Here is a 26,181-nt window from a genome sequence, read left to right on the forward strand (position 1 = left end):
CTTTGTCTAAGTTTAGGAATTGATCCGAATCTGAGGAGGCCCATGCAGGAATTGTCCCCCGACCAACGCCCTAAAGCACCCCTTACGCTGGCGGCCCGCACCAACCTGTGGCCCCTCACCGCCCTGGGCTACGAGGTCTGGCGCCGGCGGGCCCTCACGCTGCTATCCGGCAGACCCTTTCCCCTAGAAGAAGAGCTTTCGCTGATGCTCACACGGGTGCAGCCGGTGGTGGGGCGGGTTTTTCTGGATCTGGGCACCTCCACCGGCCTGTACGCCAGGGCTTTGCTCGAGGCGGGCGCGGCCAGGGTCTACGCCCTCGATCTATCGCCGGCCATGCTGAGGGTAGCCCTTCAGAAAGCCAGAGGACACCCCGGTTTCGTACCCTTGCTGGCCAGGGCCGAGGCCATCCCACTGCCCCAGGCTTCGGTGGATGGGGTGGTGGTGGGGGGTAGCTGGAACGAGTTTCCCGATCCCCAACCGGTTATACACGAACTGTACAGGGTGCTGAAACCAGACGGGCGGCTCTGGGTTATGTTCAGCCACCGCTCGCAAAGCCCTCTGCAGCGCCTGCTGGAAGCGGCTGGGCTGCGCTTTCCCACCCTTTCAGGGCTTATGGATTCACTCACACAAAGTGGTTTCAAGGTAGACGGTTGGCGGGAGGGGTCGGTAGGATTTGTGGCAGGGACAAAAGTCACTATGCAGAGCTCGGTGCAATCTTAGCCAAACGGTGTTTTCAGGAGAAGTTGCCCTAGGAGATGCGTATGGAACCTAACTGGCAGGCTGTATCGGCCATTATCCGGCATCACTCGGCCACGTTCTACTACGGTAGCCTGCTGTTCCGGGGTGAGACCCGCAAAGGGGCCTGGGCCGTGTACGCGGCCTGCCGCATTGGGGACGACGCGGTGGACGAGTCGGCCAACCCCCGGGCCGACCTGGACGAGTGGTGGGCGGGCATCGAGCGGGCCTATGCCGGGGTTCCTAGGGAAGACTGGGAAGCGGCCCTGGCCTGGGCTCTGGCGCGCTGGGAGATTCCCAAACAGGCCTTTGCCGATATGAAAGAGGGCTTCCTGGCCGACCTGAACCCGGTGCGGCTCAACACCCTGGAGGAGCTTTACACCTACTGCTACCGGGTGGCGGGCACCGTGGGGTTGATGATTGCGCCCATAGGCGGGGCTGGGGAGGCCGGGCGGGACGCGGCCATCAAGCTGGGCCAGGCCATGCAGCTTACCAACTGCCTGCGCGACGTGGGGGAAGACCTGGCCCTGGGCCGGGTTTATCTGCCCGCCGAGCTGATGCGTAAATACGAGGTGTCCCTCGAGGATCTGCGCCAGGGCCATATTAGCCCGCGCTACATCGGCCTGATGCGCGAGCTGGCCCAGGAGGCCCGCCGGCTCTACCGCGAGGGGCTGGCTGGCCTCAAGCATCTGAAAACCGGGCGTGGGGCGGTGGCCCTGGCCGCTTTGCAGTACCAGGGCATTCTGGACAAGCTGGAGATAAACGGCTGGGACAACCTCTCGCGCCGGGCCTCGCTTTCCGCCTACGAGCGGGTGATGCTCCTGCCCAAGGCCATCTGGCTGCGCGGGGCCTGATACCAGTTTTTTTACACCGGGTTGCGGCCCGAAGTCCTCGAGCCCGGTGCTATACTTGTATAGCAATGCTGGCCATTCGGCTGCCCAAGGAGATAGAGGAACGCCTCGAGGCGCTTGCCCAGAAAACCGGGCGCAGCAAGAGCTATTACGTGCGCCAGGCCATCCTCGAGCACCTCGATGACCTCGAGGACTACTACCTGGCCCTAGAACGGCTCGAGCAGAACCTGCCCGGCATCCCCCTAGACGAAGTGGAGCGCCGCCTTGGGCTACAGGATTGAGTTCGACCCACGGGCCGAGGGAGAGCTGGCGAAACTGGATCGTGAGGTGGCGCGTCGCATCGTACGGTTTTTGCGCGAGCGGGTGGCCTCGTTGGATGATCCGCGTAGCATTGGGGAGGCCTTGCACGGGCCGGAGCTGGGCCGGTTTTGGAAGTACCGGGTAGGGGATTATCGCCTGATCTGCCATATCCAGGATCAGAGGGTCACTGTGCTGGTCTTGCGGATTGGGCATCGGCAGGTTGTCTACCGCTGAAAGGTTTTCATGCAGGCAGTCTGCGGTATCATGCGCCCGAGATGCCGGACTTCGATGTGGCAGTGGTGGGGGCGGGGCACAACGCCCTGGTAACGGCGGCGTACCTGGCCCAGGCCGGGTACAGGGTGGGGGTCTTCGAGCGGCGCAGGGTGCCGGGCGGGGCGGTCTCGACCATTGATTACCAGGGCTTCCGCTTCGACCTGGGGGGCAGCGCCCACATCCTGATCCGCCTGACCCCGGTGGTGGAGGAACTCGAGCTTTCCAGGTACGGGCTGGAGTACCTCGAGCTCGACCCTCTTTTTCACGCTTCGGATGCGCGGGAAAGCTGGTTCGTCTGGCGCGACCCCGAGCGCACCGCCGCCGAGCTGGACGAACGCTACCCAGGCCAGGGCCAGGCCTACCGCCGCTTCATGCGCGACTGGCTGCCCTTCGCCCAGGCCGTCAAAGAAGCCTTCCTGGCCTCGCCCAGCCCGCTCAACCTGGGGCGCAAGATGCTTTGGGGGGCCGGGTTTGGGCGCGACTGGCAGAAGCGCCTGCCGCAGATCTTGCGGCCTTACGGCGATGTGGCGCGGGAATACTTCAGCGAGGAACGGGTGCGGGCCCCCCTGGTCTGGATGGCCGCGCAGTCCGGGCCGCCGCCCTCCGATCCGTTGTCGTCGCCTTTTTTGCTGTGGCACCCGCTCTACCACGTGGGCGGGGTGGCCCGGCCCCGGGGGGGTTCGGGCGGGCTCTCGCTGGCGCTGGTGCGTGCGATAGAAGCCAAAGGGGGGAAGGTGCACCTGGATAGCCCGGTGGCTGGGATTGTGCTGGAGGGCCGACGGGCGGTGGGCCTGCGCCTGGCGGATGGGCAGAGCGTGAGCGCTCGAGCGGTGGTGGCCGGGGCGCACATCCAGAAAACCCTGGCCTTGCTGCCCGCCGACCAGATACCTGAGGTAGCCAGAGGGCTGCGGGTGGGCAACGGCTTCGGCCTGGTGCTGCGGCTGGGGCTCTTGGAAAAGCTTTGCTACCAGACCCACCCCGGCCCCGAGGCCCGCATCGGTCTGGGCCTCCTCATCACGGACGAACTGCAACTCAGCCGGGCCTACGGCGACTACCTGGCGGGCGAGCCCACCCGCGACCCCCCGCTCATCGCCATGAGCTTCAGCGCGGTGGACGAGACCCTGGCCCCACCGGGGGGCGAGACCCTGTGGCTGTGGGCGCAGTACTACCCCTACAGGCTGGCCGCGGGGACGTGGGAGACCCGCGCCATGGAGGCCCGGGAGGGGGTGATCCGGAGCTTCGAGCGCTTCGACCCTGCGATTCGCCGCAAGATTGTGGCCGAACTGGTGCAGACCCCGCTCTGGCTCGAGCAGGAGTTTGCCATGCCGGCGGGGAATGTGATGCACCTCGAGATGACCCCCGACCAGATGTTCATGTTCCGTCCCTGGCTGGGGGCCCACGAGTACAGGTTTCCGGGGCTAAAAGGCCTCTACCTGACCGGGGCCAGCACCCATCCCGGCGGGGGCATCATGGGCGCGAGCGGGCGGAATGCCGCAAGGGTGCTGCTCGGGGACTTGAGCCGCAACCGGGTATAAGTTTTACAGGCCCCTGCCGTGTATATAGCGCATTAGAAGGATGCACGGTGAGGGTTGTGTGTGTCCGCTTTGTAACCCCGGCTAGCCAGGGTTGGGCGCGGCGGCGTAGCCTGTTACCAGGTGAGCGCGGCTTACGACTACGACTACATCATTGTGGGGGCCGGGGCGGCGGGCCTGAGCCTGGCCTACCATCTGGTGCAGGCGGGATTGCACGACAGGCGCATCCTGCTGCTCGAGCGGGCCCCCAAAACCCTCAACGACCGCACCTGGTGCTTCTGGGAGGTGGGGGAGGGCCCCTTCGAGCCGGTGGTCTTCCGCCGGTGGAACCGCATCTGGTTTTATGGGGAAGGCCTCTCGGAGCGGCTCGAGATCGCGCCCTATGCCTACAAGATGATCCGCGGCCTGGATTTCTATAACTTCATGCACCGCTGGATGGCAAAGCAGCCCAACGTCCGCCTGCACTACGGGGAAGTCACCCGCCTCGAGGAGGCCCCGCAAGGGGTGCGGGTCGAGGCGGGTGGGCAGGTATTTACGGGCCGCTGGGCCTTCAGCAGCCTGTACCAGCCCGCGCCCCGGCAACCCGGCTACCACTACCTGTTGCAGCACTTCAAGGGCTGGGTGGTGCGAACCCCCCGGCCGGCCTTCGATACCGGGGCCGCGACCTTTATGGACTTTCGGGTTCCCCAGGAGGGCGCGGTGCGTTTTGCCTATGTCCTGCCCTTCGATGCCCGGACGGCGCTGGTGGAGTACACCCTCTTCTCGCCCGAGCTGCTGCCCCCCGACGCCTACGATGCAGGGCTGCGGGCCTACCTCGAGGGCCCTTTGGGCCTGGCGCAGTACGAGGTGCTCGAGACCGAGTTCGGCGTCATCCCCATGACCGACGCGCCCTTTGCCCGCCGGCCAAGCCCCCACGTCATGAACATCGGCACCGCCGGCGGCTGCACCAAGGCCTCTACCGGCTATACCTTCCGGCGCATCCAGCAGCAGGCGCGCCGCATTGCCGAAGCCCTTGCCCAGACCGGCCAGCCCTTCTTTCCAGAGCCGACCTTCAACCGGTACGCCTACATGGACAGCGTGCTCCTGAACGTGCTGGCACACCGCCGCAGTCCGGGTAAACAGGTCTTCAGCGACCTGTTCCGCAAAAACCCCCCCCAGCGGGTGCTGCGCTTTTTGGACGAAAAAACCAGCCTGCTGGAAGATTTGCAGATTATGTCCAGTGTGGACATTCCGGCATTCCTGAGGGCTGCGCTGGCAGTAGGAAGGTCGCGCTGGCCCCTGGCGAGGTCGGGCCGAATGGAACCCAGGCGAGGGTAGCGGTGGACTTGCTGATAACCACGTTGTTGGCTGTTTTGCTCGCGGTTGCTGGGCTCTGCTGGGCACGGCGCGCGGGGCCCGCTGCGGCGGCAGGCCCGGTCTGGCTGCGCGGGCTGGGGGGGCTGTGGGGTATGGGCCTGGCCCTGCTGGGTGCGGTGTTGCTGGTGTGGGGGTGGGGCGGGCTGCTGGGGGCCGCGCTGGCCGGGTGGGGTTGTGTGCTGGCCTTGCTGGCGGTGTGGGGCGGCGATCTGCTCTGGGCAGGCCGCAGGGTTTGGCTGGTTGCGGGCGGGGCCGCTGCGCTGCTGGCGGGGGGGGTGGGCTGGCTGTTCTATCAATCCCCTGCGCTGGGGGTCTGGGCCTTGCTGGCGGCCACGGCCACCGCCCAGGCCCTCTGGCTCATGGCGCAGCCCCAAGCCCGGGCCCGGCTTGGCGGGCTCCGGCGGCACCTGCAACCCTGGATGCTGCCGCTGGCCCTGGCGGTGCTGGTGCGCATCCCGGTGCCGCTCTGGCCGGAGGGCTTTCCCCTCATCAGCCTGGTGCAGATGCTACTCATCAGCCTGGCGGCTTTGCTCTGGGGCTGGGGGCGGGTGGGGGTGCGAATTGTGCTGCTGGCGGTTCTGGCTTTTGCGCTGGGGCTGGGGGTGGAGCTGCTGGGCAGCCAGACCGGCTTTCCCTTTGGGCTTTACAGCTACCAGGGTGCGCCGCAGCCCACCATTGGGGGCGTGCCCCTGATCGTGCCGCTGGGCTGGTTTGCCCTGGTGCTCTCGGCCCATGTGCTGGCGGGGGGGCGGCCCTGGCGCACCGGCTTGCTGGTGGTGGCCTGGGACCTGGGGCTCGAGGCCCTGATGCCCGCCCAGGGTTACTGGGCCTGGCAAGACCCCAACCCCCTGTGGTACGGCGCGCCCATCCAGAACTACCTGGCCTGGTTTGCGGTGGGTTATGCCATCTCCTGGATGTACCGACGGCTGGGGCCCCGCCTGCACCAGGACGGTGCTTTTGCCTGGGCCTACCGGCTCGAGGCCCTGTTTTTACCGGTGGGGCTGGCCCTGCTGGGCCTGTGGCCGGCGGCGCTGCTTTGTGGCCTGGCCATGAACGGGCTGGCGTGGCTGGAATACCTGCCTCTTGGGGGGTGTGGCGGCCTGAAACGGTCTAGAGGGCAGACATGATGCGTCCCTGGGAACGATTGTTAAGCGTGGCCTTCAAGGCCCTGTTTCGCCGCACGGTGCAGCGGGGCCTGCGGGGGGTGTGGGTGCGGGGGGCCCTGCCGGGGCAGGCCTGTGTGCTGGCCGGTAACCACCACTCCTGGTGGGATGGCTATCTGCTGCCCGTCTTGTTTTGGGGGGGCGGGCGGCCTTTCAAAATTGTGGTGGGGGAGCGCCGCTTGCAGGAGTTTGCTTTCTTTCGCCGCCTCGATACGGTCTCGGCCAGCAAGCCCAGGGAGGCGCTGGCCGCCCTTGGGCGGGGGGAGGTTTTGATCGTCTTCCCCGAGGGTGAGCTGCGCCCGCCGGGGCCGCTGGGCGGGCTGAACCGGGGGGTGGTCTGGTTCGCCGAGCGGGCGGGGGTGTCGGTGGTGCCGGTGGCCTCGAGGGTGGTGTTGCGCGGGCACGAGCTGGCCGAGGCCTATCTGGTCTTTGGTGCGCCCATAGAACCCGATTTGAGGCTGCTGCGCGAGCAACTGGAGCGGATGCTGGCCGAACTCGACGACCAGATCCGCACCGCCCCCGCCGAGGAACCACTGCCGGGTTTCGAACTGCGGCTGGCCGGGCGCAGGAGCACCCACGAACGCATGGCGGCCTGGGGGGCGGCGCTGGGTAAACTGATCGGGCTGGCCGAGCGTAAAGGTGCTCCGTAGTGGTATGGTATCTATCCTCGAGGTGCTCTGGTATGGGGTGCTGGCCTGGCTGGGCCTTAAGCTTCTGGTACTGCTACTGAACATGCTCTTCTTCCCGGTCTTAAAGCGGGAGAAACTGCGCGGGCCGCGCCCCACGGTCTCGCTGCTGGTGCCGGCCCGCAACGAGGCCCACAACCTGCGGGAAACCCTGCCGGGCCTGCTGCTGCAGGGGGTGCAGGAAATTCTGGTGCTGAACGACCATTCCACCGATGCGACCGCCCAGGTGGTCGAGGAATTTAGCCGCCAGGACGCCCGCGTGCGCTTGCTTGCGGGCCTGCCCAAACCCGAGGGCTGGATGGGCAAGACCTGGGCCTGCTACCAGCTGGCCCAGGCGGCCCAGGGCGAGGTGCTCATCTTCACCGATGCCGATGTGCACTGGCACAAGCGCGGGGTGCGGGCGGTGCTGGCCCGGATGGAGCGCGAGCGGGCCGGGCTGGTCTCGGTGTATCCGCGCCAGATGACCCACAGCCTGGCCGAACGGGTGATCCTGCCCCTGATTGACGATGTGCTGCTGTGCTACCTGCCCTACCCCCTGCTCCGAACCCCCTTTCCTTCGGCGTCGGCGGCCAATGGGCAGGTGATGGCCTTTACCCGGCCGGCCTACCTGGCCTCGGGGGGGCACGCTGCGGTGCGGGGGGAGGTGCTGGAGGACGTGCGCCTGGCGCAAAAAACCAAGGGCGCGGGGCAGCGCCTGGCCCTGGCCCTGGGGGGCGGCCTGGTGGCGGTGCGGATGTACCGGGGCTTTGCCGAGATTGTGGAGGGCCTGGGCAAGAACCTGATCGAGTTTCACGGGCGCAGCCGGGTGGTTCTGGCCCTCTCGTACATGGGGCACCTGCTGGCCTATACCCTGTGCTGGCCGCTGGCCCTGTTCAATCCGCTGTGGCTTTGGGTGGGGGTGCTGGGGCTTTTAGAGCGCCTGCTGCTGGGCCTCAAAACCGGGCGGGCGTGGTGGGAGTTGGTGCTGGTGCCGCTGGCGCCCTTGCTCAGCACGCCCATCTATTGGCGTTCTGCGCAACGAAAATATACCTGGAAAGGGCGAGAATATAGCCGATGAAGGCCATTGTGATAGGGGCGGGTTTTGCGGGGCTGGCGGCGGCGCTGCGGCTAAGAAAGGCGGGCCTCGAGGTCACGGTTCTCGAGCAGTTTAACCAACCGGGCGGCAAGGCCATCGGCTGGGAGGGGGTGCCCACCGGCCCCACCGTCCTGACCCTGCCCGAGATTCCCCGCCGGATTTTCGCGGCCTTTGGGGCTGTGCTGCCCGAGCTGAAGCCGGTCTCGCCCCTCACCCGCTACACCTGGCCCGATGGGCGGGTCTTCGCGCCCGAACTGGATCTGGAGGCCACCCTGGCCCAGCTCTCGCTGCGGGAAGCCCGGCACTACCAGCGCTTGCTGCGGGTGGCCCGCGCGATGTACGAAGGGGCCCGGGGCACCTTTATCGAAGGGACTCCCCCACACCTGGCCCAACTGCTGCGCTACGCCCTGCGCGATGGCCTGAAGGCCCACCCCACCCGCTCGCTGGCGGCGCTGGTGCAGTCCGGCCCCTACCTGACCCCCTTTTTCCTGCGCTTTGCTACCTACTTAGGGGCCAACCCCTACCGGGCCCCAGCGGTGCTGCACAACATCGCCTGGGTGGAGCTGGGGCTGGGCGTGTTTCACCTGGCCGGGGGGATGCGCGCCCTGGCCGATCACCTCTTCCGGCTGGCCCTGGCCCAGGGCGTGGAGTTTTTGTTTGGGCAGCGGGTATTGCAGATGCAACGCTTGCCGGGCCGTGTGGACGCGCTGCAAACCGACCAGGGCTGGCACCGCGCCGACCTGTACATTTCGGCGGCCGACCGGCACTTCACCCTGAAGTGGCTGGGACTGCCCCTTCCGGGCTATGCCCTGGGGGTCTCGGGCTTTGCGCTGCTACTCAAGCTGGCCGAGGCGGTGCCGCTGGGCCACCATATCTATTTTTCGCCAGATTACCGGGCCGAGTGGCAGGCGATCGCGGCCGGGCGCTGGCCCCAGGATCCCACCCTGTACCTGCACACCGACGGCGAGGCCGCCTTTTTGCTGGTAAACGCACCCCCGATGGGCCGGGCAGAGCCCCCAGAAGCCGAGGGCTACGCCCGGCTACTGCTGGACAAGCTTGCCCAGGTACACCCCCTGCCCATTGCGGCCTGGCGGGCCATGAGCCCCCAGGACTACAGCCTGACCGCCTACCGTGGGGCTTTGTACGGGCGGGCCCCGCACGGCCTGCTGGGGGCTTTGCGGCCTGGCTGGGGGGTGGCGGGTCTGCGCAATTTCGCGCAGGTGGGTGGAACGGTTCACCCTGGCGGGGGGGTTCCGCTTTCCATGCTTTCGGGCTGGAACGGGGCGGGCTGGCTCCTGGATAGAACGCGTGGAGGGAATGGGCTTGAACCTTAAGGGCGCTTCAAAAGCTGGGCTGCGCGGGCTGCCCCAGCCCAGAGGGTATCCCTGGGGGCCTTTGGCCCACCTGCCGCGCTGGGCGGGGGAGCCACTGGCCTTGCTCGAGGAAGGGGCGGCCCTGGGGCCCATCTTTGCCCTGGGTCTGGGCCGCCTGGCGGTGGTGGGGTACAGCCCCGAGTGGAACCGGCGGCTGCTTGGCGACCTGGAAACCTTCCGCTCTAAAGGCAGCTTTTCCAGCCTGGTGCCCTACCTGAACGGCGGCATCATCACCACCGACGCCCCCGCGCACAGGGCCAGGCGCCAGGAACTCAACCCCCATTTCCACGCCAGGGCCCTGGGGGGGCTCGAGGCCCGCATCCGGGCGGCCTTGCAAGAAATCCGGCCCCAGGGCGTGTTCGAGGCCAACCGCTGGGCCTCGGAGGTGGCCCAGACCAGCCTCAATGTGGCCTACTTTGAGGGGCAGTTTCCCAAAGCCGAGCTGGCCCGGTTCCTGGCACCGCTCAAACAGCCCTTTCCCGCTCCCCTGTGGCCGCGGCCTTTGCTTTTTGCCCGGATGCGCCGCCGGATAGGGGAGATGCAGGCCAGGGGCCTTGGGCTGGCTGCCCATCTGCCGTTGGAAGAAGTCCTGATCGGGCTGGCGGCCGGCTACGACACCACCGCCCACACCCTGGCCTGGGCCCTGTGGCACGCGGCCTGCTACCCCGACTGGCATCACCCGGCAGGGCATCCCCTGCTCATCAAGGAGACCCTGCGCCTGTACCCGCCGGGCTTTATCGGGAGCCGCCGGGTGGCGCGGGCCCTCGAGTTCGAGGGGATATTCATCCCCCAGGGCGCGCTGGCCCTTTACAGCCCTTACCTGACCCACCGCCACCCCGACCTGTGGCAGAACCCCCTGGTGTTTGACCCGGCGCGTTTTGAGGGCCGCATCCCGGCCTGGGGGTATCTGCCGTTTGGCGGGGGGGAGCGCACCTGCCTGGGGATGCACTTCGCCCAGATGGTGCTGGGGGTGGCCCTTTCGCTTTTTGGGCCGCTCGAGCCCCTGCAAGGCGATCCCCAGCCCAGGCCCGGCCTGACCCTGGCCCCCAGGGGCGCGCTATGGTTGCGCTCAGGTCAGTAGCACGTCCAGTCTTCCCTGGTAATCTCCATGGGCACAAACTCAGCCTTGGGAGCCAGGCCGAAATTGAAGCGGGGGGTCGGGGCGGGTGGGGGCTCGAGGTAGCGAAAGCCGGCCTTCTGGAAGGCTCGTTGGGCTCGAAGGTTGTGTTTGTAGGTGCGCAGCCTGACCTTTTGCAGCCGCAGGGTGCAGAAGGCGTACTCGAGCACTGCCCGAACCGCATCGGTGCCGTAGCCCTGTCCCCAACGATCTTTGGCGCCAATCAGGATGCCCAGGGTGGCCTCGGTGCGGCTCATCTCGTAAAGCTCTACCGTGCCCAGCCACTCCCCGTTCTCGTCCAGGATGCCAAACCCCATCCGATCGCCCCGGCTGACCTCACCCATCACCACCCGCTTGAAAAGCCACAGGGGCATCCTGAGTGGACGGCTTCCGTTCCACTCGGCAATCTCCGGATCACGAAAACACTCGTAAAAGCGCCGCCACTCGGTCTCGGTGAGGGCTTCGGTAAAGGGTTTGAGGGTCACTTTGCCGTGGCGAGGCCAGGTGTTGCTGAGCGTCACACACTTAGCATACGCCAAGGCGCCGAGGCCCTCCTGGGTTATTCGACCCGAATTTTACGGGTACAGGCCCAACAAGGAGCGGGCCTCCAGCACCCGTGTAGCGGCCACAATGTAGGCGGCGGTGCGCAGGGTTACTTTTTTGTCCTGCGCCACCTGCCAGACCGCCTCGAAGGACTGGCGCATAAGGCGCTCGAGCCGGGCGTTGATCTCGTCTTCTGTCCAGAAAAAGCTGTTGAAATCCTGTACCCACTCGAAGTAGCTCACCGTTACGCCGCCGGCGTTGGCGATGACATCGGGTATCACCAGAATCCCGCGCTCGGCCAGGATATCGTCGGCGGCGGGGGTGGTGGGGCCGTTGGCGCCCTCGGCCACAATTTTGCACTGCACCTTCCAGGCGTTGGCCTCGGTGATTTGTTTTTCCAGGGCGGCCGGAACCAGGAACTCGCAGGGGGTGGTGAGTACCTCGGGGGCTGGAATGGGCTCGGCTTTGGGGTAGCCCTTCACACCGCCCATCTGCCGGACGTAGGTGGTGAGGTCGTAGGGGTCGATGCCGCCGTCGTTGCGGATGCCGCCGGTGACGTCCGAGACCGCCACAATTCTGGCCCCGTGGTCGTGGAAAATGCGGGCGGCGGCGTTGCCCACGTTGCCGAAGCCCTGCACCGCCACCCGGCTACCCGCCACGGGCAGCCCGATTTTTTCTGCAGCGGCGGCAGCAGTCACAAACACCCCGCGCCCGGTGGCGTCCTGCCGCCCCAACGAGCCACCCACCGCAATAGGTTTGCCAGTAACCACCCCCGGCGCGGTGCGGCCCACGTTCATGGAGTAGGTGTCCATCATCCAGGCCATCTCGCGGGCCCCGGTGCCCATATCGGGGGCGGGGATGTCCTTGTCGGGGCCGATGATGATGCCAATCTCGGAGGTGTAGCGCCGGGTCAGGCGCTCAATCTCGCCAGGGCTGAGCTTGCGGGGGTCTACCCGGATGCCGCCCTTACCGCCCCCGTAGGGCAGCCCCACCGCGGCGTTCTTGATGGTCATCCAGGCTGCGAGGGCCATCACCTCGGAAAGGGTGACGTCCTGGTGATAGCGAATACCGCCTTTGGCCGGGCCGCGGAAGGTGTTGTGGTGAACCCGGTAGCCTTCAAAGTGGGCCACCGAGCCGTCGTCCATCTGGACGGGCACGTCCACGATTAGGACGCGCTTGGGTCGCTTGAGATCCTCCACCCAGAAAGCCAGTTTGCCCAGGTAGGGGGTGACGCGATCCACCTGGGCCAGGTAGATTTCCCAGGGGCCGATATTGTCGCTGCAAAGATAGGAAAGGGGTTCAGATTTCATGCATTCCTCCGGAAAGCGGATCGCCGATTGACCAAGAACCTTTATGGATACACCCCCCGCAGGCGGGTGGCCTCGTTGATGCGCTCGAGGGCCAGGGCATACGCACCGGCCCGCAGGTCGCCCTGGAGGGGCTTTGCCCGCTCGAGCACCGCCTGCAAGCTCTGGTGGATAAACTCCCGCAGCTTTTGCTGCACTTCTGCCTCTTCGAAGAAAAGCATCGAGAGATCCTGTACCCACTCGAGGTACGAGAGCACCAGGCCTCCGCCGTTGGCCAGGATGTCGGGCACCACCTGAACACCTTGCAGCTTGAGCAGGTACTCGGCCTCGGGGGTGATGGCCCCGTTGGCCCCCTCGATCACCACCTCGGCGGCAATTTGCCGGGCATTGTGCTCGTGAATTACGCCCTCGATGGCCGCGGGAACCAGGTAGTTGACCTTGAGCGTGAGCAACTCGTGGTTGGTGATGAATTTGGCCTCGGGGAAGCCCTCGAGGTGGCCGTGCAGGGCATAGTGCTGCTCGAGGGCCGCCACATCCAGCCCCTCAGGGTTGTACACCCCGCCCCGGCTGGTGGAGACCGCCACCACCTTCAGCCCTTCCCTGACGGCGTACCGGGCCACGGCGCTGCCCACCTGTCCAAAACCCTGGATGGCTATGCTGGCGCCGTCCAGCGGCCAGCCCTTGGCCCGGGCCAGGTCGGCCAGGGTGTACACCAGCCCCTGCCCACCGCCCTCGTCCCGCACGGCCACCCCCCCCAGCGGGGTGGGCTTGCCGGTCACGGCGCTGAGGGTGGTCTGGCCGCGGGTCATGGTGAAGGTGTCCTGGAACCAGGCCATCACGGTGGCGTTGGTGCCCACATCGGGGGCCAGGACGTCTTCGTCCGGGCCGATGAGCTCGATGAGCTCGGTCACATAACGGCGCGAAAGGCGCTCGAGCTCCCGCCTGGAGAGCTTGGCGGGTTCTACCACCACGCCCCCAGCCGAGCCGCCAAACGGCAGGCCAAACACCGCCGATTTAAGGGTCATCCAGGCGGCCATGCCGCAGGTCTGGCCCAGCCCCACCTCGGGGTGGTAGCGCACCCCTCCGAGGGCCGGGCCGCGGGCGATGTTGTGAATGACCCGGTAGGCCGTAAAGTTGCGCACCCCTCCGTCGTCCATGACCACCGGTAGCGAGACCCCTACGATGCGCTTGGGGTGGGTCAGGTACTGGATGGTGGCGGGGTGAATCCTGGCTACCTGGATGGTGGTCTCGAGGCGGCGCAAAAAACTATCCCACAGGCTCGAGTCGCCAGGGGGGCGGTAGGCGTTTCTGAGTGGCATGACGCAACCTCCGTTGTGTGGGGCCCGTGCTCTGGATGCTGGCCCCTAGCGCGGTTTCTCTGCTTTCAAGCGTCGCAAGTTTTTTGAAAACCGCTCTGTTTTCAACGCCTAAGAGTATACCTGTTCCGAGGAGTTCGTCGTAGGGAGGCTGAATCTGGTATAAGGTGGGTGCTATGAGCGAAGCCCGCACCCTGGAATTGGTTTTTCCCGAGCACGCCAACCCCGGCGGCAATGCTTTTGGCGGTTTTGTTCTGGGTCTGATGGATAAGGTGGGCTCCTATGCAGCCATCCGCCACGCCCGCAAGCGCTGCGTGACGGTGCGGGTGGGCGAGGTGGTGTTCGAGGTGCCCATTAAGGTAGGCGACCTGCTGGAGGTGGTGGCCAAAGTCGTGCGGGTCGGTCGCACCTCGCTCACGGTCGAGGTCGAGGTGTACCGCGAGAACCTACGCGAGCCCAAGGTGCTGGCTACCAAAGGCAACCTCACCTATGTGGCGGTGGACGAGCATGGCAAGCCCACACCCGTCGAGGGGTAGGGCCTACTTAATCCGCACCAGCTCGCGCCGGGCCAGGGCCTCGAGCTCATCGCGGTAAGCCGAGTGGGGAAGGGCTCGCAAGGCAGCGATGGCCCGATCCACCCGGGCGGCGATGGCCTCGGTGACCTCGAGGTCGGCCCCCGAACGCACCGCCAGCTCCTGCAGACGGGCGATATCCCCCGGTTTGGCGGCCCGGCGCTTGAAGATGGCCCCGACCTCTTCGGGGTAGGCCTCCAGAAGCCGCAGGGTGATTAGGGTCACCTTGCCCTCGCGCACATCCCCGCCTGCGGGCTTGCCCAGCACCTCGGCTGTGCCCATCAAGTCCAGATAGTCGTCGCGCATCTGAAAGGCCTGGCCATAGAACGAGCCAAAACGGGCCAGGGCCTCGCGCTCTGCCGGGGGCGCATCCCCCAGCACCGCAGCCCCCTCGCAGGCCACCCGCATCACCGAGGCGGTTTTGCCATCAATGATGCGCTCGTAGTTTTCCAGCGAGTAGTCGTGCAAGGCGGCCACCTGAAACTGCAGCACCTCGGCCTCGGAGAGCTGCCGGGCGGTCTCGGCGAACATGGCCACCAGCTCCATGCGCCCGGTCTGGGCCAGCAAGGCCATCAGCCGCGAGAGTAGGTAGTCGCCCGAGAGCACCGAGACCGCGTTGCCGTATTTGCGAAAGGCGGCTTCCTTGCCGCGCCGGGTCTCGGCGTCGTCTACCAGGTCGTCGTGCAGGAGCGAGGCCGAGTGCAAAAGCTCCACCGCCAGGGCCAGCTCCATGGCATAGGGCACCCCCCCCAGGGCGTTGCTGGCCAAAAAAACCAGCCGGGGGCGCACCCGCTTGCCCCCTGCGGTGACCAGGTCTTCTTCAATGAGCCGGACGAACTCCACCTCCGAGCGCACCACCTCGCGCAGGCGTAGTTCAAAGGCTTCTAGCAAGGTGGGTAGGTCGGGGGTAAAGTCCTTGATGCTCATCTAAACGATTATAGCTTGGAAGAAGAGCAGAAAAAACCGGCCTACCCAAAAGAGTCTACGGATTAATGAGTACTGGAGCAGGTAGCGTAATATCGCGCACGGTACCGTTCAGGCTCTGGGCCTGATAGCCGGTAATTTCCAGGGTGCCTGGGTTGGCGGCAAAAGTAAGGGTTTGGGCCAGTTTAGGGCAGGCATCGGCGGTGGTTGGAGGCAGGCACTCGGCTACACCAAACCCGGATAGCTGGGAGGGCGTGCCGTTGATGTAGATGCGGGTAACATAGGCGGACGGACTGCCGGGTATGGGCTGCACCTCAAACGAGACCTGGTAACCACCTGCAGCGGGCCCAAACGATACCGGGTGGAAGCGTAGGGTGGGAATCCCAAAGTCGGTTACAAAGTTGCTACAGCCGGCCAGTGCAAAAGCCGCTATTACCAGCGCGATGAACCTTTTCATCCGATCATCTCCTCTCTCCATTTGGGGTTTAAGACGAAGAACGAGAGCCTGCTCAGTCCGGTGAGAAAATCTACGTTCTCCACCGCGACTTCCTTGGGCACCTCCAGAACTGCTGGAGCGAAGTTCAGGATGCCCTTGATACCTGACTCTACCAGACGATCGGCCACTGCCTGGGCCGAATCTGCAGGAACCGCCAGAAGGCCGAATTCGATGCGCCTTTCGGCTATGGCCCGCGGCAGGTTATCCATGCTTTCGACCTGCAAACCCCGGAAGGTGGTGGTAATTTTGGAGGGGTCGCGGTCGAACAGGCCCCTTAGCTCGAAGATCTCGCTGAAGCCGGGGTAGTCGGCGATGGCCTGGCCCAGGCGGCCCATGCCCACAATGCAGAGGCCCCAGCGGCGGTTCAGGCCCAGAATTTGCCGGAGCTCCCGGCGCAAAACCTGCACCGTGTAGCCCACCCCCCGCGTGCCGTAGCTGCCGAAGTACGAGAGGTCTTTGCGCACCTGAAAGGCGGTGACCTGGGCCTCCTCGGCCAGTTGTTCGGAGGAGGTGCGGTTGATCCCCCGGGCCTCGAGGTCTTCCAAAATCCGCAGATAAGTGACCAGGCGGGAGATGGCCGCACTGGGTACTTTAGCCATAGAACACTCCTATTTGCTGCATCTAGCGAACCTCCAGAACCTCGAGGCCCCGGGCCCGCAAATCGGTAGCCGCCGCGGTGGTGTCCTCGAGGGGGCCGACCCGAACCTTGACCAGGCCGCCTTCCTCCACCAGCACCACCGGGTAGCCGGCCTGCCGCACGGCCTCGATAACCGCCTGGGCGCTCTGGGCCTTGCGGAAAGCCCCTACCTGAAGGTAGCGGCCAGCCTCTGGAGTGGTTTCTGCGCGGGGTGTAGGGGTCGGAACCCGGCCCACCTGGGGCTGGTACTGCTCGAGGGTGCCAGCAACGGCGCGGGCCCGATCCTGGGTGCTGTAAGGGCCCACCCAGACCCGGGTGAGGTTGCCGGCGGCCTCGAGGCCCACCGGGTATCCCTGCTGGCGCAGGGTTGTGGTCAGGCGTTCGGCGTTTTCGCGGTCGCCAAAGGCGCCCACCACCACCCGCCAACCGCCCCCTGCATCGGCGCTTAGGCTCGGGCGCTCGCTGCTTGGAGCAACGGAACGGGTTGTTGGTTGTGGGCTTGTGGGGCTGCGATCCGTCACCTTGGGAGGGGCCGGAACGGGCTTGCTGCTCGAGGATGAGGTGGTGGGGGCTTGTGGAACAGGTAGGAGCGTTACCACAGGCTCGGGCTCGGTCTGGGGCTGGGGCTTCGATTGAGCTGGAGCTGGGGTTTGTGGCTCGGGCGGTGGGGTTGCAGGGGCCGTCTGGGGTTGGGGTGCAGCGGTTGGTGGGGGGGCCGGATTCCCCTGCGGGCCGCTAAACGGATTAACCCCGACCAAAAAGAACACCACACCTGCCATAATGGCTGCAACCAAGAGGAAGATCAGCGCATCCAACCAGTTTGCTCGAATCCAACCCATGCCATCAATCTACCGCAATAAATCGCGGGCTGGGGCGTAACCCAGGTCGGCGGAGCGCTGCCAGGCCCGTCGGGCTTCGGCCACGCGGCCCAGCGAGCGCAGGGTGAGGCCCAGGTTGTACCAGGCCACCGCGTTGCGGCCATCCAGGGTTACCGCCTGGGAGAGCACCCGCTCGGCATCGGAGTACCTTCCCGCCGAGTAGAGCGCAGCCCCGAGGTTGGCCGCGGTGGCGGCGCTAGGGGCCAGGGCCTGGGCTTTTTCCAGCGATTCGGCGGCGGCGGCATAGTCCTTCAGGTTGAACTGCGCAACCCCCAGAAAGAACCAGGCCTCGGCGTTATCGGCTTTTTGCTGGGTTACCTGTGACAGCAACTCGGCTGCCTCGCTGTAGCGGCGCAGGGTGTATGCAGACTTGCCTTGCAGGAACAGGGCCTCGAGCCGGTCGGTACCCTGGCTGGCTTTGGCGGCCATTTCGGCGAAGCGGGCGGCTTCAGCGGCCTGGCCCAGGCGGTCGTGGGTGGTGGCCAAACCCAGCAGCACCCTGGGCTCGTCGGGGTTCTGGGCATAGGCGTTCTGGAAGGACTCCAGCGCCCCCCGGGCGTTGCCATCGCGCAGGCGGGCCACACCCAGGTTGTAGTGCGCCGCCCACAGTTTGGGGTCGAGGCGGACGGCCTCCTGCAGGGTGGCCTGCTGCTCACGGCCCTGCTGCAGGGTGGATTTCTTGAGCAGCAATTGGGCCCGCACGGCGTTGTCTTTGGCGGCCTCCAGCCCTCGGTCGATCTCCCGCAGGGCCCGCAGGGGCAGGCCCTGGGCCATGTAGATATCGGCAATCTGCGAGACGGCCTGGGTGTTGGCCGGGTCTTTGGCTAGAATCTGGTACAGCACGGGTAGGGCCTCGAGGGGCTTGTTGGCTTTGACCAGGCTATCGGCCAGCAGCGAGGTCAGCTCGAGGTCGCCAGAGGCTTTTTCCAGCGCCTTGCGGGCAGCAGTTGCAGCGGCCTCATGCTGGCCCTGGGTGCGCAGGGCCTTAACCTGGCCTATATAGGCCGGTTTGAGCTCGTTGAGGCCAAGGCCAGCCTTCTCGCCCACCTCGATGGCCTTGCCAAAGGCCTCGGCGGCCTCGGCGGCCTGGCCCTGGCGGTCGCGCACCACCCCCAGGTTGAACCAGCCCTCAAAGCGGTTGGGGTCGAGAACGGTGAGCTGGGTGAACTCGAAGGCTGCCCCCCGCAAATCACCCAGGCGGTATAGGGCCAGCCCCAGTCCGAAGTGCGCGCTGTAGTTGGTGAAGTCGCGAGCAATCACAGCTTCAAAACCCTGCACGGCCTCGTTCAGACGCCCGGCCTCGAGGGCGGCCTGGGCCTGCTGCAGGGTCTGCTCTATCGCAGGAGGCTGGCTTTGTTGCGCCCAGCTCAGCGAAACAAATAGAAGCGCCGCGCACAAAAGTTGTTTCATAGCGTCTCCTTCAAGTTAAAACTCATCTTGCGGCCCATTGTAGCACGTGAAGAAAGGGCACAAGCGGCAAATGAACCTCGCGTTCTTATAGCAGTCTTGACCAAATGGGCGTTCGCGGTTAATATGTAAAAGCTGTCACATGCGGCGACCGACGCGGGGTGGAGCAGTCTGGTAGCTCGTCGGGCTCATAACCCGAAGGTCATAGGTTCAAATCCTATCCCCGCAACCAGAATCAAAAGCCCCCGGCGCCGGGGGCTTTTTTACTGCACCTGTTCGATGCGGCCCAGGGCCTCGGCCGGGGTGCGGGCCCCGATAGCGAAGAGGGCAACCCGCAGTTCGTGCAGGAAGTTTTTGATCCATGCCACCACCGCCTCGGGGCCCTGTAGGGCCGGTTCCAGCAGCGGGCGGGCCACCGCCACCACCTGCGCGCCCAGGGCCAGGGCCTTGGCGGCCTCGGTGCCGTTGCGGATGCCCCCCGAGGCGATGAGGGGTTGGTGGGGCAGCACGCTCCGGCACTCCACCAGGGCCTGCGCCGTGGGGATGCCCACCTCCACCAGCTCGGGGTGCAGGATGCGCCCGTGGTGCACCAGCTCCTCCACCCGGGCCCAGCTCGTGCCGCCGGCGCCGGCCACGTCCAGCGCGGCAAAAGGCAGGGGGGCCAGTTGCTGGGCAATTTCCCGCCCGATGCCGTGGCCCACCTCTTTGAGCACCACCGGAAAAGGTAGCTGGGGCAGCAGGCCCCGCAGCTTATCCAGGAGGCCCCTAAAGTCGGTGTCGCCCCCCACCTGCAGGGCTTCTTGCAGGGGGTTGATGTGCAGGGCGAGGGCATCGGCCTGCACCAGTTTGACCGCCTGCTCGAGGTGCTCGAGGCCGTACCCCTTGTTGAGCTGCACCAGCCCCAGGTTGCCCACCAGCAGGGTGTTGGGGGCTACTGCGCGCACTTGGAAGCTGGCGCGGGCCTGGGGGTGCTCGAGCATCACCCGCTGGCTGCCCAGCATCATGCCCACCCCCAGCTGCTCGGCGGCCTGGGCCAGGGCCCGGTTGATGCGCCCCCCGTGGGCCTCGCCGCCGGTCATGGCCCCGATCAGAAAGGGGGCCCGTAGGGTTTTGCCCAGAAACCGGGTGGTCAGGTCTACTTCCTCCAACGCCAGCTCGGGCAGCGCCCGGTAGCGCAGGCGGTAGCGCTCAAACCCGGTGGTGAGCCGGGTGTATGCCACGGGCTCCCGGAGGCAGACCTCGAGGTGCTTGCGCTTGCGGGTTTGAATATCGGTCGCATTGCTCACGGCTAGGGTGATTGTACAGGCTTTGGGGAGGCCCCCGGCACGATATAGTAACCCTTGATGATCGTACTGGTTCCCGAAGCGGTGGAGGCCCGGTTGCTGCAGGGTTTTCCGGAAGGGGTGGAGATCGCTTTTTTGCCCAAAGAGGGGCCTCTGTCGGAGAAGGCCCTCCAGGCCGAGTTCGCGGTGGCCCCTTATGGCGGGGCCCGGCGCTTCTTCGCCGAGCTCCCCAACCTCAAAGAGCTCAAGGTGGTGCAGACCCTCACCGCCGGGGTGGACTGGATTCTGCCCTACCTGCCCCCCGGCCTGGTGCTGTGTGACGCTGCCGGCGTGCACGACATTCCGGTCTCGGAGTGGATTGTGGCTGCGATACTGAGCGCCATCAAGCGCTTTCCCGAGTTCCGCGATGCTCAGCACGAGCAGCGCTGGGCCTACCGCTGGGTGGACGACCTCGAGGGCTCCACCGTGCTCTTCCTGGGCTATGGCTCCATCGCCAGAGCCACCGAGGAGCGCCTGGCTCCTTTTGGGGTCTCGTTCCTGCGGGTGGCCCGCACGGCCCGCCCGGGCGTGCACACCTGGGCCGAGCTGCCCGAGCTGCTCCCAAAGGCCGATGTGATCGTAAACCTGCTGCCCTACACACCGCAGACCGATAAGCTCGTGGGGGCAGCCCAGTTGGCCCTGATGAAGCCGGGGGTGCTGTTTGTGAATGCGGGGCGGGGCAAAACCGTAGACCAGGAGGCCCTGGTGGAGGCCATCCGGGCCCAGCGGGTGCGCCTGGTCACCGATGTGACCGCCCCCGAGCCCCTACCCGAAGGACACCCGCTGTGGTCGCTGCCGGAGGTTTTTCTCACCCCCCACATCGCCGGCTCCACCCCCAAGCTGTTCGAGCGGGGCTTCCGGCTGGTGCGGGAGCAGGTGGCGCGCTACCTGCGGGGTGAGCCCCTGCTCAACGTGGTGACCGATGGCTATTGACCTTTTGCTGGCCCTGGTGTTTGCGCTCCTGGCCTGGGCCATGGCCCTATGGGTCTCGGCGGAGGTGAGCCTGAGCCCGGCCCAGAACCGCCTGCAAAGCCGCATCCACCTGGGCCTTACGCTGGCGACCCAACTGCTCTACGTGTGGCTGGTGCAGACTGTGGGCTCCTGGCGCGATGCGCTGCTGGTGATCTCGGTCATGCTGGCTTTGGCCTGGTACGCCATGCTGGGCCTGACCAAAGCCCTGCGCCAGAACACAACCGAGAAGAGGTCGCTGGTTGAGCGCCTCGAGCTCTCCGGGCACCGGGCCTTTGCCTTCACTGCCCTCATCCTGATGGGTGCTGGCGCGCTTTTTGCGCTCTTTGACCCCACCCTGGCGCTCACCATCGCCCTACCCCTGGGCGTGGCCCTGTTCTGCACCCTCTGGGTGACCTACTGGGTGCGTAAAAGCGCCTAGCCGCTACGAACGCCGGGTGGGGCGCAGCAAAAACAGCGCCAGCGAGATAAGCGTGAAAGCGATACCAGCCTGCAGCGGGATGGGGAAGCTGGGAATGTACTCCACGTTGCAGGGAATGGGGCCTTTACAGACGTTGGGGGCCAGGCCCGGCACCCATAGCTCCAGAAGGTGGTAGCTGCTCCAGAACAGGCCCACCAGCGACAGGGTGAGGGCATAGGGCCGGATATGAACGTCGTTGCGCCAGGTGGCGAGGCCCAGGATCAATACCAGGGGATACATGGCGATGCGCTGGTACCAGCACAGGGTGCAGGGGATAAAGTTGCGCACCTCGGAATAGTAGAGGCTGCCCAGGGTGGCGACCAGCGCCACCAGCCAGGCAAAGGCCAGTAAGAGCGCGTTTCTGTCGAGCGGGGTGGATTGGGTCTGCATCGGGCTCATTCTAAGGCGTAACGTATGAAGCGGCTTAGGACGCGGCCAGGCAGCTCGGCCTCGGTTCCGGCCAGGCGCACGAAGAGCCGGGGGTGGATGCGCCCCACCAGGGCCGCGCCCACCCCGTTCCCCAGCCGTGGGGGCACCACTCCGGCCAGGAGGCCGATGTTCTGATGGGTGAGGATGGCCCCTACCGCATCGCCGTAGAGGTAAGCCACAAAGGCCTGGCTGTGGGGGTCTTGCAGCAGCTTACCGACCCGCTCTGCCAGGGCAAAGCGCCACTGGGGGGCCTGGTAGGCCTCGGTGAGGATGCGCGCGATGGACCAGGCCTCCGACCAGGGCACCTGCTCGGTCCAGTGGGCGCGGGGGCTGGGCTCGGACTGGCAAAGCTCGAACGCGGCCGTCGCCTGGTAGCCCGATGCCAGCAAGGCCGAGGTTTCGGAGCCCTCGAGCACGGTAAAGGCTGGGGGTGCTCCCACAGCCCGGAAACGGGCCTCGAGCTCCTTTTGGGCGGCCTCGAGGTAGCCAAAAGCGGTGTTGGCGAGCAGCAGGGGGCAGTTGGGCTGGAGCAGGTAGGGGATGCCTTCTACCTCGCCGGAATGCAGCCTGGAGGCCAGCGGGCGGTACAGGGGGTACAGGTCGCGGGGGGTCATGCGCCCAGCAGAGCCTCCACAAACTCGCCGGCGTCGAAGGGTTGCAGGTCGTCGGCTTTCTCGCCCACCCCGATAAACTTGATGGGCACGCCCAGCGTACGCACGATGGGCACCAGCACCCCCCCCTTGGCGGTGCCGTCCAGCTTGGTGACGATCACCCCGGTCAGGCCCACGGTCTGGTGGAACTTTTTGGCCTGCTCGAGGCCGTTCTGCCCCGTGACCGCGTCCAGCACCAGCCAGACCTCACCGGGCTCGCCGGGGTCGGCCTTGGCGATGGAGCGCTTGACCTTGGCCAGCTCCTCCATCAGGTTGTGCTTGGTGTGCAGCCGCCCGGCGGTGTCCACCAGCAGCAGATCCAGGCCCCGGGCCTTGCGGGCCGAGGCCGCGTCGAAGGCCAGGGCGGCGGGGTCGGAACCCTCCGGCCCCTGAATCACCGGGATGCCCAGCCGTTCCCCCCACAGCCCGAGCTGGGCCCCGCCCGCGGCCCGGAAGGTGTCGCCGGCGCAGAACATCACGCTTCTGCCCTTGCTCTGGTAGTACTGCCCCAGCTTGGCGATGGTGGTGGTCTTGCCCACCCCGTTGACCCCCACCATCAGAATCACCTTGCCGGCGGGCTCCACGGTGGATTTTTTAGCGTTGGGGTTGAAGCCCGCCTTGCGGATTTTGGCCCGGAAGCGGTCGGGCTCGAGCTGCACCGTGAGGGCCTGCTTTAGCGCCTCGCGCAGGTCTTTTTTGCCCGACTGACGCACCTCCTCCAGAACTTCCTGGGTGGCCTCCACCCCCACATCGGCGGCAATCAGGGCGAACTCGAGCTCCTCCAACACCGCCTCGGGGTCTTCGCCCCAGGGGATGGCTTTGACCAGGTTGTCGCGGGTTTTACTCAGGCCTTCTTTGAGGCGTTGCAGCCAACTCATGGCCTCAGTCTACCGCTTCACTTGCAGGCTACTAAACCCACTCTGCTATGATGTGCGGGTTGGTATGGTTGTACCGCCCACCCCCGAAAACCTCGAGCGCGCCGCCCAGATTATCCGCAGTGGTGGGCTGGTGGCTTTTCCGACCGAGACCGTTTACGGCCTGGGGGCCAATGCCCTGGACGCCCGGGCCGCGGCCAGAATCTTTGAGGCTAAACAGCGCCCCAGCTTCGACCCACTGATCGTCCATGTGGCCGATCGGGGGATGCTGCAAAAGGTGGTACAGGAGGTTCCAGCGCTGGCCGAGCGGCTGATGGAGCGCTTCTGGCCGGGCCCCCTCACGCTGGTGCTGCCCAGGTCGGAGCGGGTGCCAGGCCTCGTGACCTCGGGGCTCCCGACGGTGGCGGTGCGCATGCCGGCCCACCCGGTGGCCCAGGAGCTGATCCGGCGGGCTGGCCTGCCGCTGGCCGCGCCCAGCGCCAATCCCTTTGGCTACCTGAGCCCCACCCGGGCGGAACACGTCGAGCGGATGCTGGGGGGGCGGGTGGATCTGATCCTGGATGGGGGGCGAACCGAGTTTGGGGTAGAGTCCACCATTGTTTTGCTAGCCGAGAAACCCACCGTGCTGCGCTATGGTGCGGTGGCGGTGGAGGAGCTGGAGAGGGTGCTGGGTAGGCTGGAGCTGCAGGTGGGGGCGCGGGAAAAACCCCTGGTTCCGGGCCAGTTGCCCCAGCACTACGCGCCCCATACCCCCATTCGCATCGCCCCGCCCAGCGAGATACCCCTGGGCCTTCGCAAGCGGGTGGGCTACCTGGCTTTTCAGGAAGTGCCCAAGGGGTTCAAGGTGGTTAAGGTGCTGTCTCCAACTGGCAGCTTGCTGGAGGCTGCCGCCCATCTGTTTGAAGCGCTGCACCAGCTCGACCGGCTGGGCCTGGAGGCCATTTACGCGGAGCCGATCCCCGAGGTGGGGCTGGGAAGGGCCATTATGGATCGGCTGCGCAGGGCCTCGAGCGCCTAGCCGGGCTAATTGGGTGAGATATAATCGTACGAGGCTAGAAGATGCGAGGGCGTAACGTTTTCCTACTGGTGCTGATCGTCGCGATGGCGGTATTCGCCTGGCGAAACTGGGCCGTTTTTAGCGAGGAGAAAACACTCTCGCTCTTCTTTACCCAGATCACCGCTCCGTTCGGCATCGTGATGCTTACCATCATGGCGGTGCTGGTGGCCATTTATTTTATGTATACGGTGGGGCTCGAGACCGCCGCCCTGCTCGAGGTCAAGCGCTACGCCCGCGAGCTGCTGGCCGCCCGCAAGCTGGCCGACGAGGCCGAGGCCAGCCGTTTCTCGGAGCTCAAAAAGTGGCTCGAGGGCGAACTGGCTGGTCTCAAAGCCCAGAGCCCGACGGGGCTCGAGGCCAGGTTGCAGGCTATTGCCGAGCGCATAGATCGGCTGGAGGACGAACTGCGCGAGGATATCGAGAAGGCCGGCAATACCCTGGCCGCCTACATCGGTGAGCTGGAAGACCAGATAACCGGCCAGGACAGGCATCCGCCCCCCCCGCGTTGAGCAAATTGACCAAACCCGCTAGACTAGTCCCTGCTTGGGGGCCGTTAGCTCAGTTGGTCAGAGCAAGCGACTCATAATCGCCAGGTCGCGGGTTCAAGTCCTGCACGGCCCACCATCTTTTTTTCAAGGTTACCACACCTGCGGGCCTTGATTTGCCGGGCAGGTTCCTGAGTTTGTCGAAAAAGTAAGAAGCGATATTGAGGGCGCAGGTGAACCGGGTAATTGCTAAAGCGGGCAAAGGCAAAAAAGTGCGCAACTTTTATCCGGGCCTGTTTGCCGACGAACTGGCTTCGGTGCCAGAACAGGCCGGGGTTGTGCAGGTTTATTCCGAAGAAGAGGGTTTTTTGGGGGTGGGGTATTACGACCCCCAAAGCCGGGTGGCGGTGCGGGTCTACCGCTTCGACGAGGGGCCGCTCGACAAAAGATTTTTCCTGCAGCGCTTCGAGCGGGCCCAGAAAAAACGGGCCCAGCTAGACCCCTTTCACCGCCTGGTGCACGCCGAGGCCGATGGGCTGCCGGGGCTGGTGGTGGATCGTTTTGGTGGTGTGCTGGTGGTGCAGGTGCGCAACCGGGCCATGGAAGCCCTGCGGGCGCACTGGCTACCGGCCCTGATCGAGGCCTTGCAGCCAGCCAGCATCTACGAGCGCTCCGATGTGGACAGCCGCCGCCAGGAAGGACTCCCGGAGCGGGTGGGTGTGCTGTACGGTGAGGCGCCATCGGTGCTGGAGGTGCAGGAAGACGGCCTGGTCTTCCAGATTCCCCTGGCCCTGGCCCAGAAGACCGGCTACTACCTCGACCAGCGGGAGAACCGCCGGCGGCTCGAGCAGGTGGTGGGGCCGGGTGAGCGGGTGCTGGATGTCTACAGCTACGTGGGGGCCTTTGCACTGCGTGCAGCCCGCAAAGGGGCTTATGCGCTGGCGGTGGATAAAGACCTCGACGCTTTGGCTGTGCTGGATCGGGCTGCCTCGATGCAGGGCTTGCGGGTGGATATCCGCCAGGGTGATGCGGTGGCGGTGCTGGAGGATCTGGCTCGAGGTAAAACCCCGCCCTTCCGGCACGTCTTGCTCGACCCCCCCACCCTGGTTAAAAAGCCCGACGAACTGCCCAGGGTCAAGCGGCTGCTGGTGGACTTGCTGCGGCCGGCCCTTCGGCTGTTGGATCGGGAGGGCTGGCTGTGGCTCTCGAGCTGTGCCTACTACCTGGGCGTGGACGCGCTGCTCGAGGTGACCCGCCGGGCCGCTGCCGATGAAGGCCGCCGCCTGCGGGTGCACGCCGTCCACTACAACCCGCCCGACCACCCCTGGAGCCTGCATGTGCCAGAGTCGCTGTACCTGAAAACGGTCGTTTTTCAGGACGACCCCCTTTAGTT

At 65.9% G+C, this 26,181-nt stretch carries 29 protein-coding genes and 2 tRNA genes; 19 read left to right on the top strand and 12 right to left on the bottom strand.

Annotated elements, in window-relative coordinates:
* Nucleotides 1-42 precede the first annotated feature (42 nt).
* From MRUB_RS01900 to MRUB_RS01950, 11 genes are all read left to right on the top strand, one after another.
* Complete coding sequence (locus MRUB_RS01900; RefSeq protein WP_013012673.1) at nt 43-720, top strand: class I SAM-dependent methyltransferase; 678 nt, start codon at nt 43-45, stop codon at nt 718-720.
* A gap of 41 nt (nt 721-761) precedes the next feature.
* Nucleotides 762-1,589 carry a phytoene/squalene synthase family protein gene (locus tag MRUB_RS01905; protein WP_015586313.1) on the top strand — a complete coding sequence of 276 codons (828 nt, stop codon included), beginning with the start codon at nt 762-764 and terminating at the stop codon, nt 1,587-1,589.
* A 65-nt stretch (nt 1,590-1,654) separates the two neighbouring features.
* Nucleotides 1,655-1,867, top strand: a complete 213-nt coding sequence (gene relB / locus MRUB_RS01910) for a type II toxin-antitoxin system RelB family antitoxin (protein ID WP_013012675.1) — start codon at nt 1,655-1,657, stop codon at nt 1,865-1,867.
* Nucleotides 1,851-2,120, top strand: coding sequence for a type II toxin-antitoxin system RelE family toxin (locus MRUB_RS01915; protein ID WP_013012676.1), 270 nt, complete (start codon nt 1,851-1,853; stop codon nt 2,118-2,120). Before relB ends, MRUB_RS01915 begins: the two co-directional genes overlap by 17 nt.
* Nucleotides 2,121-2,161: 41 nt before the next feature.
* Nucleotides 2,162-3,694: a phytoene desaturase family protein gene (locus tag MRUB_RS01920; protein WP_013012677.1), complete on the top strand. Its 1,533-nt coding sequence runs from the start codon at nt 2,162-2,164 to the stop codon at nt 3,692-3,694.
* 120 nt (nt 3,695-3,814) lie between these two features.
* A complete protein-coding gene (locus MRUB_RS01925; RefSeq protein WP_013012678.1) occupies nt 3,815-5,008 on the top strand; it encodes a lycopene cyclase family protein in 1,194 nt (397 codons plus the stop codon).
* 2 nt (nt 5,009-5,010) lie between these two features.
* The gene (locus MRUB_RS01930) at nt 5,011-6,174 is read left to right on the top strand and encodes a carotenoid biosynthesis protein (RefSeq protein WP_244403985.1); all 1,164 of its coding nucleotides are present in this window, start codon (nt 5,011-5,013) and stop codon (nt 6,172-6,174) included.
* Complete coding sequence (locus MRUB_RS01935) at nt 6,171-6,860, top strand: lysophospholipid acyltransferase family protein (protein ID WP_013012680.1); 690 nt, start codon at nt 6,171-6,173, stop codon at nt 6,858-6,860. Before MRUB_RS01930 ends, MRUB_RS01935 begins: the two co-directional genes overlap by 4 nt.
* Before the next feature lie 4 nt (nt 6,861-6,864).
* Nucleotides 6,865-7,953, top strand: a complete 1,089-nt coding sequence (locus MRUB_RS01940; protein WP_013012681.1) for a glycosyltransferase family 2 protein — start codon at nt 6,865-6,867, stop codon at nt 7,951-7,953.
* Nucleotides 7,950-9,305, top strand: a complete 1,356-nt coding sequence (locus MRUB_RS01945) for a phytoene desaturase family protein (RefSeq protein ID WP_013012682.1) — start codon at nt 7,950-7,952, stop codon at nt 9,303-9,305. Before MRUB_RS01940 ends, MRUB_RS01945 begins: the two co-directional genes overlap by 4 nt.
* Nucleotides 9,289-10,425 carry a cytochrome P450 gene (locus tag MRUB_RS01950; protein ID WP_013012683.1) on the top strand — a complete coding sequence of 379 codons (1,137 nt, stop codon included), beginning with the start codon at nt 9,289-9,291 and terminating at the stop codon, nt 10,423-10,425. The genes MRUB_RS01945 and MRUB_RS01950 overlap by 17 nt, the downstream gene beginning before the upstream one ends.
* Here MRUB_RS01950 and MRUB_RS01955 read toward each other — a convergent pair.
* From MRUB_RS01955 to MRUB_RS01965, 3 genes are read right to left on the bottom strand one after another with little or no spacing between them, the layout of a single operon-like run.
* Nucleotides 10,419-10,982 carry a GNAT family N-acetyltransferase gene (locus MRUB_RS01955; protein WP_013012684.1) on the bottom strand — a complete coding sequence of 188 codons (564 nt, stop codon included), beginning with the start codon at nt 10,980-10,982 and terminating at the stop codon, nt 10,419-10,421. The two genes, MRUB_RS01950 and MRUB_RS01955, sit on opposite strands and share 7 nt — an antisense overlap.
* A gap of 54 nt (nt 10,983-11,036) precedes the next feature.
* The gene (locus MRUB_RS01960) at nt 11,037-12,314 is read right to left on the bottom strand and encodes a Glu/Leu/Phe/Val family dehydrogenase (RefSeq protein WP_013012685.1); all 1,278 of its coding nucleotides are present in this window, start codon (nt 12,312-12,314) and stop codon (nt 11,037-11,039) included.
* Nucleotides 12,315-12,355: 41 nt separating this feature from the next.
* The gene (locus MRUB_RS01965; protein ID WP_013012686.1) at nt 12,356-13,630 is read right to left on the bottom strand and encodes a Glu/Leu/Phe/Val family dehydrogenase; all 1,275 of its coding nucleotides are present in this window, start codon (nt 13,628-13,630) and stop codon (nt 12,356-12,358) included.
* 173 nt (nt 13,631-13,803) lie between these two features.
* On the opposite strand from MRUB_RS01965, the gene MRUB_RS01970 reads away from it, so the two are divergent.
* A complete protein-coding gene (locus MRUB_RS01970; protein WP_013012687.1) occupies nt 13,804-14,163 on the top strand; it encodes an acyl-CoA thioesterase in 360 nt (119 codons plus the stop codon).
* 3 nt (nt 14,164-14,166) lie between these two features.
* Here MRUB_RS01970 and MRUB_RS01975 read toward each other — a convergent pair whose 3' ends face one another.
* The 5 genes from MRUB_RS01975 to MRUB_RS01995 are packed head-to-tail and all read right to left on the bottom strand — an operon-like array spanning nt 14,167 to nt 18,544.
* Complete coding sequence (locus MRUB_RS01975) at nt 14,167-15,126, bottom strand: polyprenyl synthetase family protein (RefSeq protein WP_013012688.1); 960 nt, start codon at nt 15,124-15,126, stop codon at nt 14,167-14,169.
* A gap of 55 nt (nt 15,127-15,181) precedes the next feature.
* A complete protein-coding gene (locus tag MRUB_RS01980) occupies nt 15,182-15,580 on the bottom strand; it encodes a hypothetical protein (protein ID WP_013012689.1) in 399 nt (132 codons plus the stop codon).
* The gene (locus MRUB_RS01985; protein WP_013012690.1) at nt 15,577-16,218 is read right to left on the bottom strand and encodes a redox-sensing transcriptional repressor Rex; all 642 of its coding nucleotides are present in this window, start codon (nt 16,216-16,218) and stop codon (nt 15,577-15,579) included. Before MRUB_RS01985 ends, MRUB_RS01980 begins: the two co-directional genes overlap by 4 nt.
* Before the next feature lie 22 nt (nt 16,219-16,240).
* On the bottom strand, nt 16,241-17,095 hold the full coding sequence (locus MRUB_RS16160) for an SPOR domain-containing protein (RefSeq protein ID WP_024049769.1): 855 nt from the start codon (nt 17,093-17,095) through the stop codon (nt 16,241-16,243).
* 9 nt (nt 17,096-17,104) lie between these two features.
* Nucleotides 17,105-18,544 (bottom strand): tetratricopeptide repeat protein, encoded by a 1,440-nt coding sequence (locus MRUB_RS01995; RefSeq protein ID WP_013012692.1) that lies wholly within the window; start codon nt 18,542-18,544, stop codon nt 17,105-17,107.
* Between the two features lie 152 nt (nt 18,545-18,696).
* On the opposite strand from MRUB_RS01995, the gene MRUB_RS02000 reads away from it, so the two are divergent.
* Nucleotides 18,697-18,773 (top strand) — tRNA-Met (locus MRUB_RS02000).
* Nucleotides 18,774-18,804: 31 nt separating this feature from the next.
* Here MRUB_RS02000 and fni read toward each other — a convergent pair.
* Complete coding sequence (fni, locus tag MRUB_RS02005; protein WP_013012693.1) at nt 18,805-19,827, bottom strand: type 2 isopentenyl-diphosphate Delta-isomerase; 1,023 nt, start codon at nt 19,825-19,827, stop codon at nt 18,805-18,807.
* A 57-nt stretch (nt 19,828-19,884) separates the two neighbouring features.
* On the opposite strand from fni, the gene MRUB_RS02010 reads away from it, so the two are divergent.
* Together MRUB_RS02010 and MRUB_RS02015 are read left to right on the top strand one after the other, a co-directional pair.
* Nucleotides 19,885-20,796 (top strand): 2-hydroxyacid dehydrogenase, encoded by a 912-nt coding sequence (locus MRUB_RS02010; RefSeq protein ID WP_013012694.1) that lies wholly within the window; start codon nt 19,885-19,887, stop codon nt 20,794-20,796.
* Entirely contained in the window at nt 20,786-21,253 is a 468-nt protein-coding gene (locus MRUB_RS02015) for a hypothetical protein (protein ID WP_013012695.1), read from the top strand. Before MRUB_RS02010 ends, MRUB_RS02015 begins: the two co-directional genes overlap by 11 nt.
* 3 nt (nt 21,254-21,256) lie before the next feature.
* Here the strand turns inward: MRUB_RS02015 and MRUB_RS02020 are convergent, their stop codons facing one another.
* From MRUB_RS02020 to ftsY, 3 genes are read right to left on the bottom strand one after another with little or no spacing between them, the layout of a single operon-like run.
* The gene (locus MRUB_RS02020) at nt 21,257-21,682 is read right to left on the bottom strand and encodes a disulfide bond formation protein B (protein ID WP_015586316.1); all 426 of its coding nucleotides are present in this window, start codon (nt 21,680-21,682) and stop codon (nt 21,257-21,259) included.
* A 5-nt stretch (nt 21,683-21,687) separates the two neighbouring features.
* Nucleotides 21,688-22,335, bottom strand: coding sequence for a hypothetical protein (locus tag MRUB_RS02025; protein WP_013012697.1), 648 nt, complete (start codon nt 22,333-22,335; stop codon nt 21,688-21,690).
* A complete protein-coding gene (gene ftsY, locus MRUB_RS02030; protein WP_013012698.1) occupies nt 22,332-23,249 on the bottom strand; it encodes a signal recognition particle-docking protein FtsY in 918 nt (305 codons plus the stop codon). The genes MRUB_RS02025 and ftsY overlap by 4 nt, the downstream gene beginning before the upstream one ends.
* 64 nt (nt 23,250-23,313) lie before the next feature.
* On the opposite strand from ftsY, the gene MRUB_RS02035 reads away from it, so the two are divergent.
* From MRUB_RS02035 to MRUB_RS02050, 4 genes are all read left to right on the top strand, one after another.
* Nucleotides 23,314-24,264, top strand: coding sequence for an L-threonylcarbamoyladenylate synthase (locus tag MRUB_RS02035; protein ID WP_013012699.1), 951 nt, complete (start codon nt 23,314-23,316; stop codon nt 24,262-24,264).
* A 41-nt stretch (nt 24,265-24,305) separates the two neighbouring features.
* Nucleotides 24,306-24,812, top strand: coding sequence for a LapA family protein (locus tag MRUB_RS02040; RefSeq protein ID WP_013012700.1), 507 nt, complete (start codon nt 24,306-24,308; stop codon nt 24,810-24,812).
* Between the two features lie 38 nt (nt 24,813-24,850).
* Nucleotides 24,851-24,927, top strand: a tRNA-Ile gene (locus tag MRUB_RS02045).
* A gap of 94 nt (nt 24,928-25,021) precedes the next feature.
* The gene (locus MRUB_RS02050; RefSeq protein WP_013012701.1) at nt 25,022-26,179 is read left to right on the top strand and encodes a class I SAM-dependent rRNA methyltransferase; all 1,158 of its coding nucleotides are present in this window, start codon (nt 25,022-25,024) and stop codon (nt 26,177-26,179) included.
* The last annotated feature ends 2 nt before the right edge of the window (nt 26,180-26,181 follow it).

The organism is Meiothermus ruber DSM 1279 (genome assembly GCF_000024425.1).
Lineage (GTDB): Bacteria > Deinococcota > Deinococci > Deinococcales > Thermaceae > Meiothermus > Meiothermus ruber.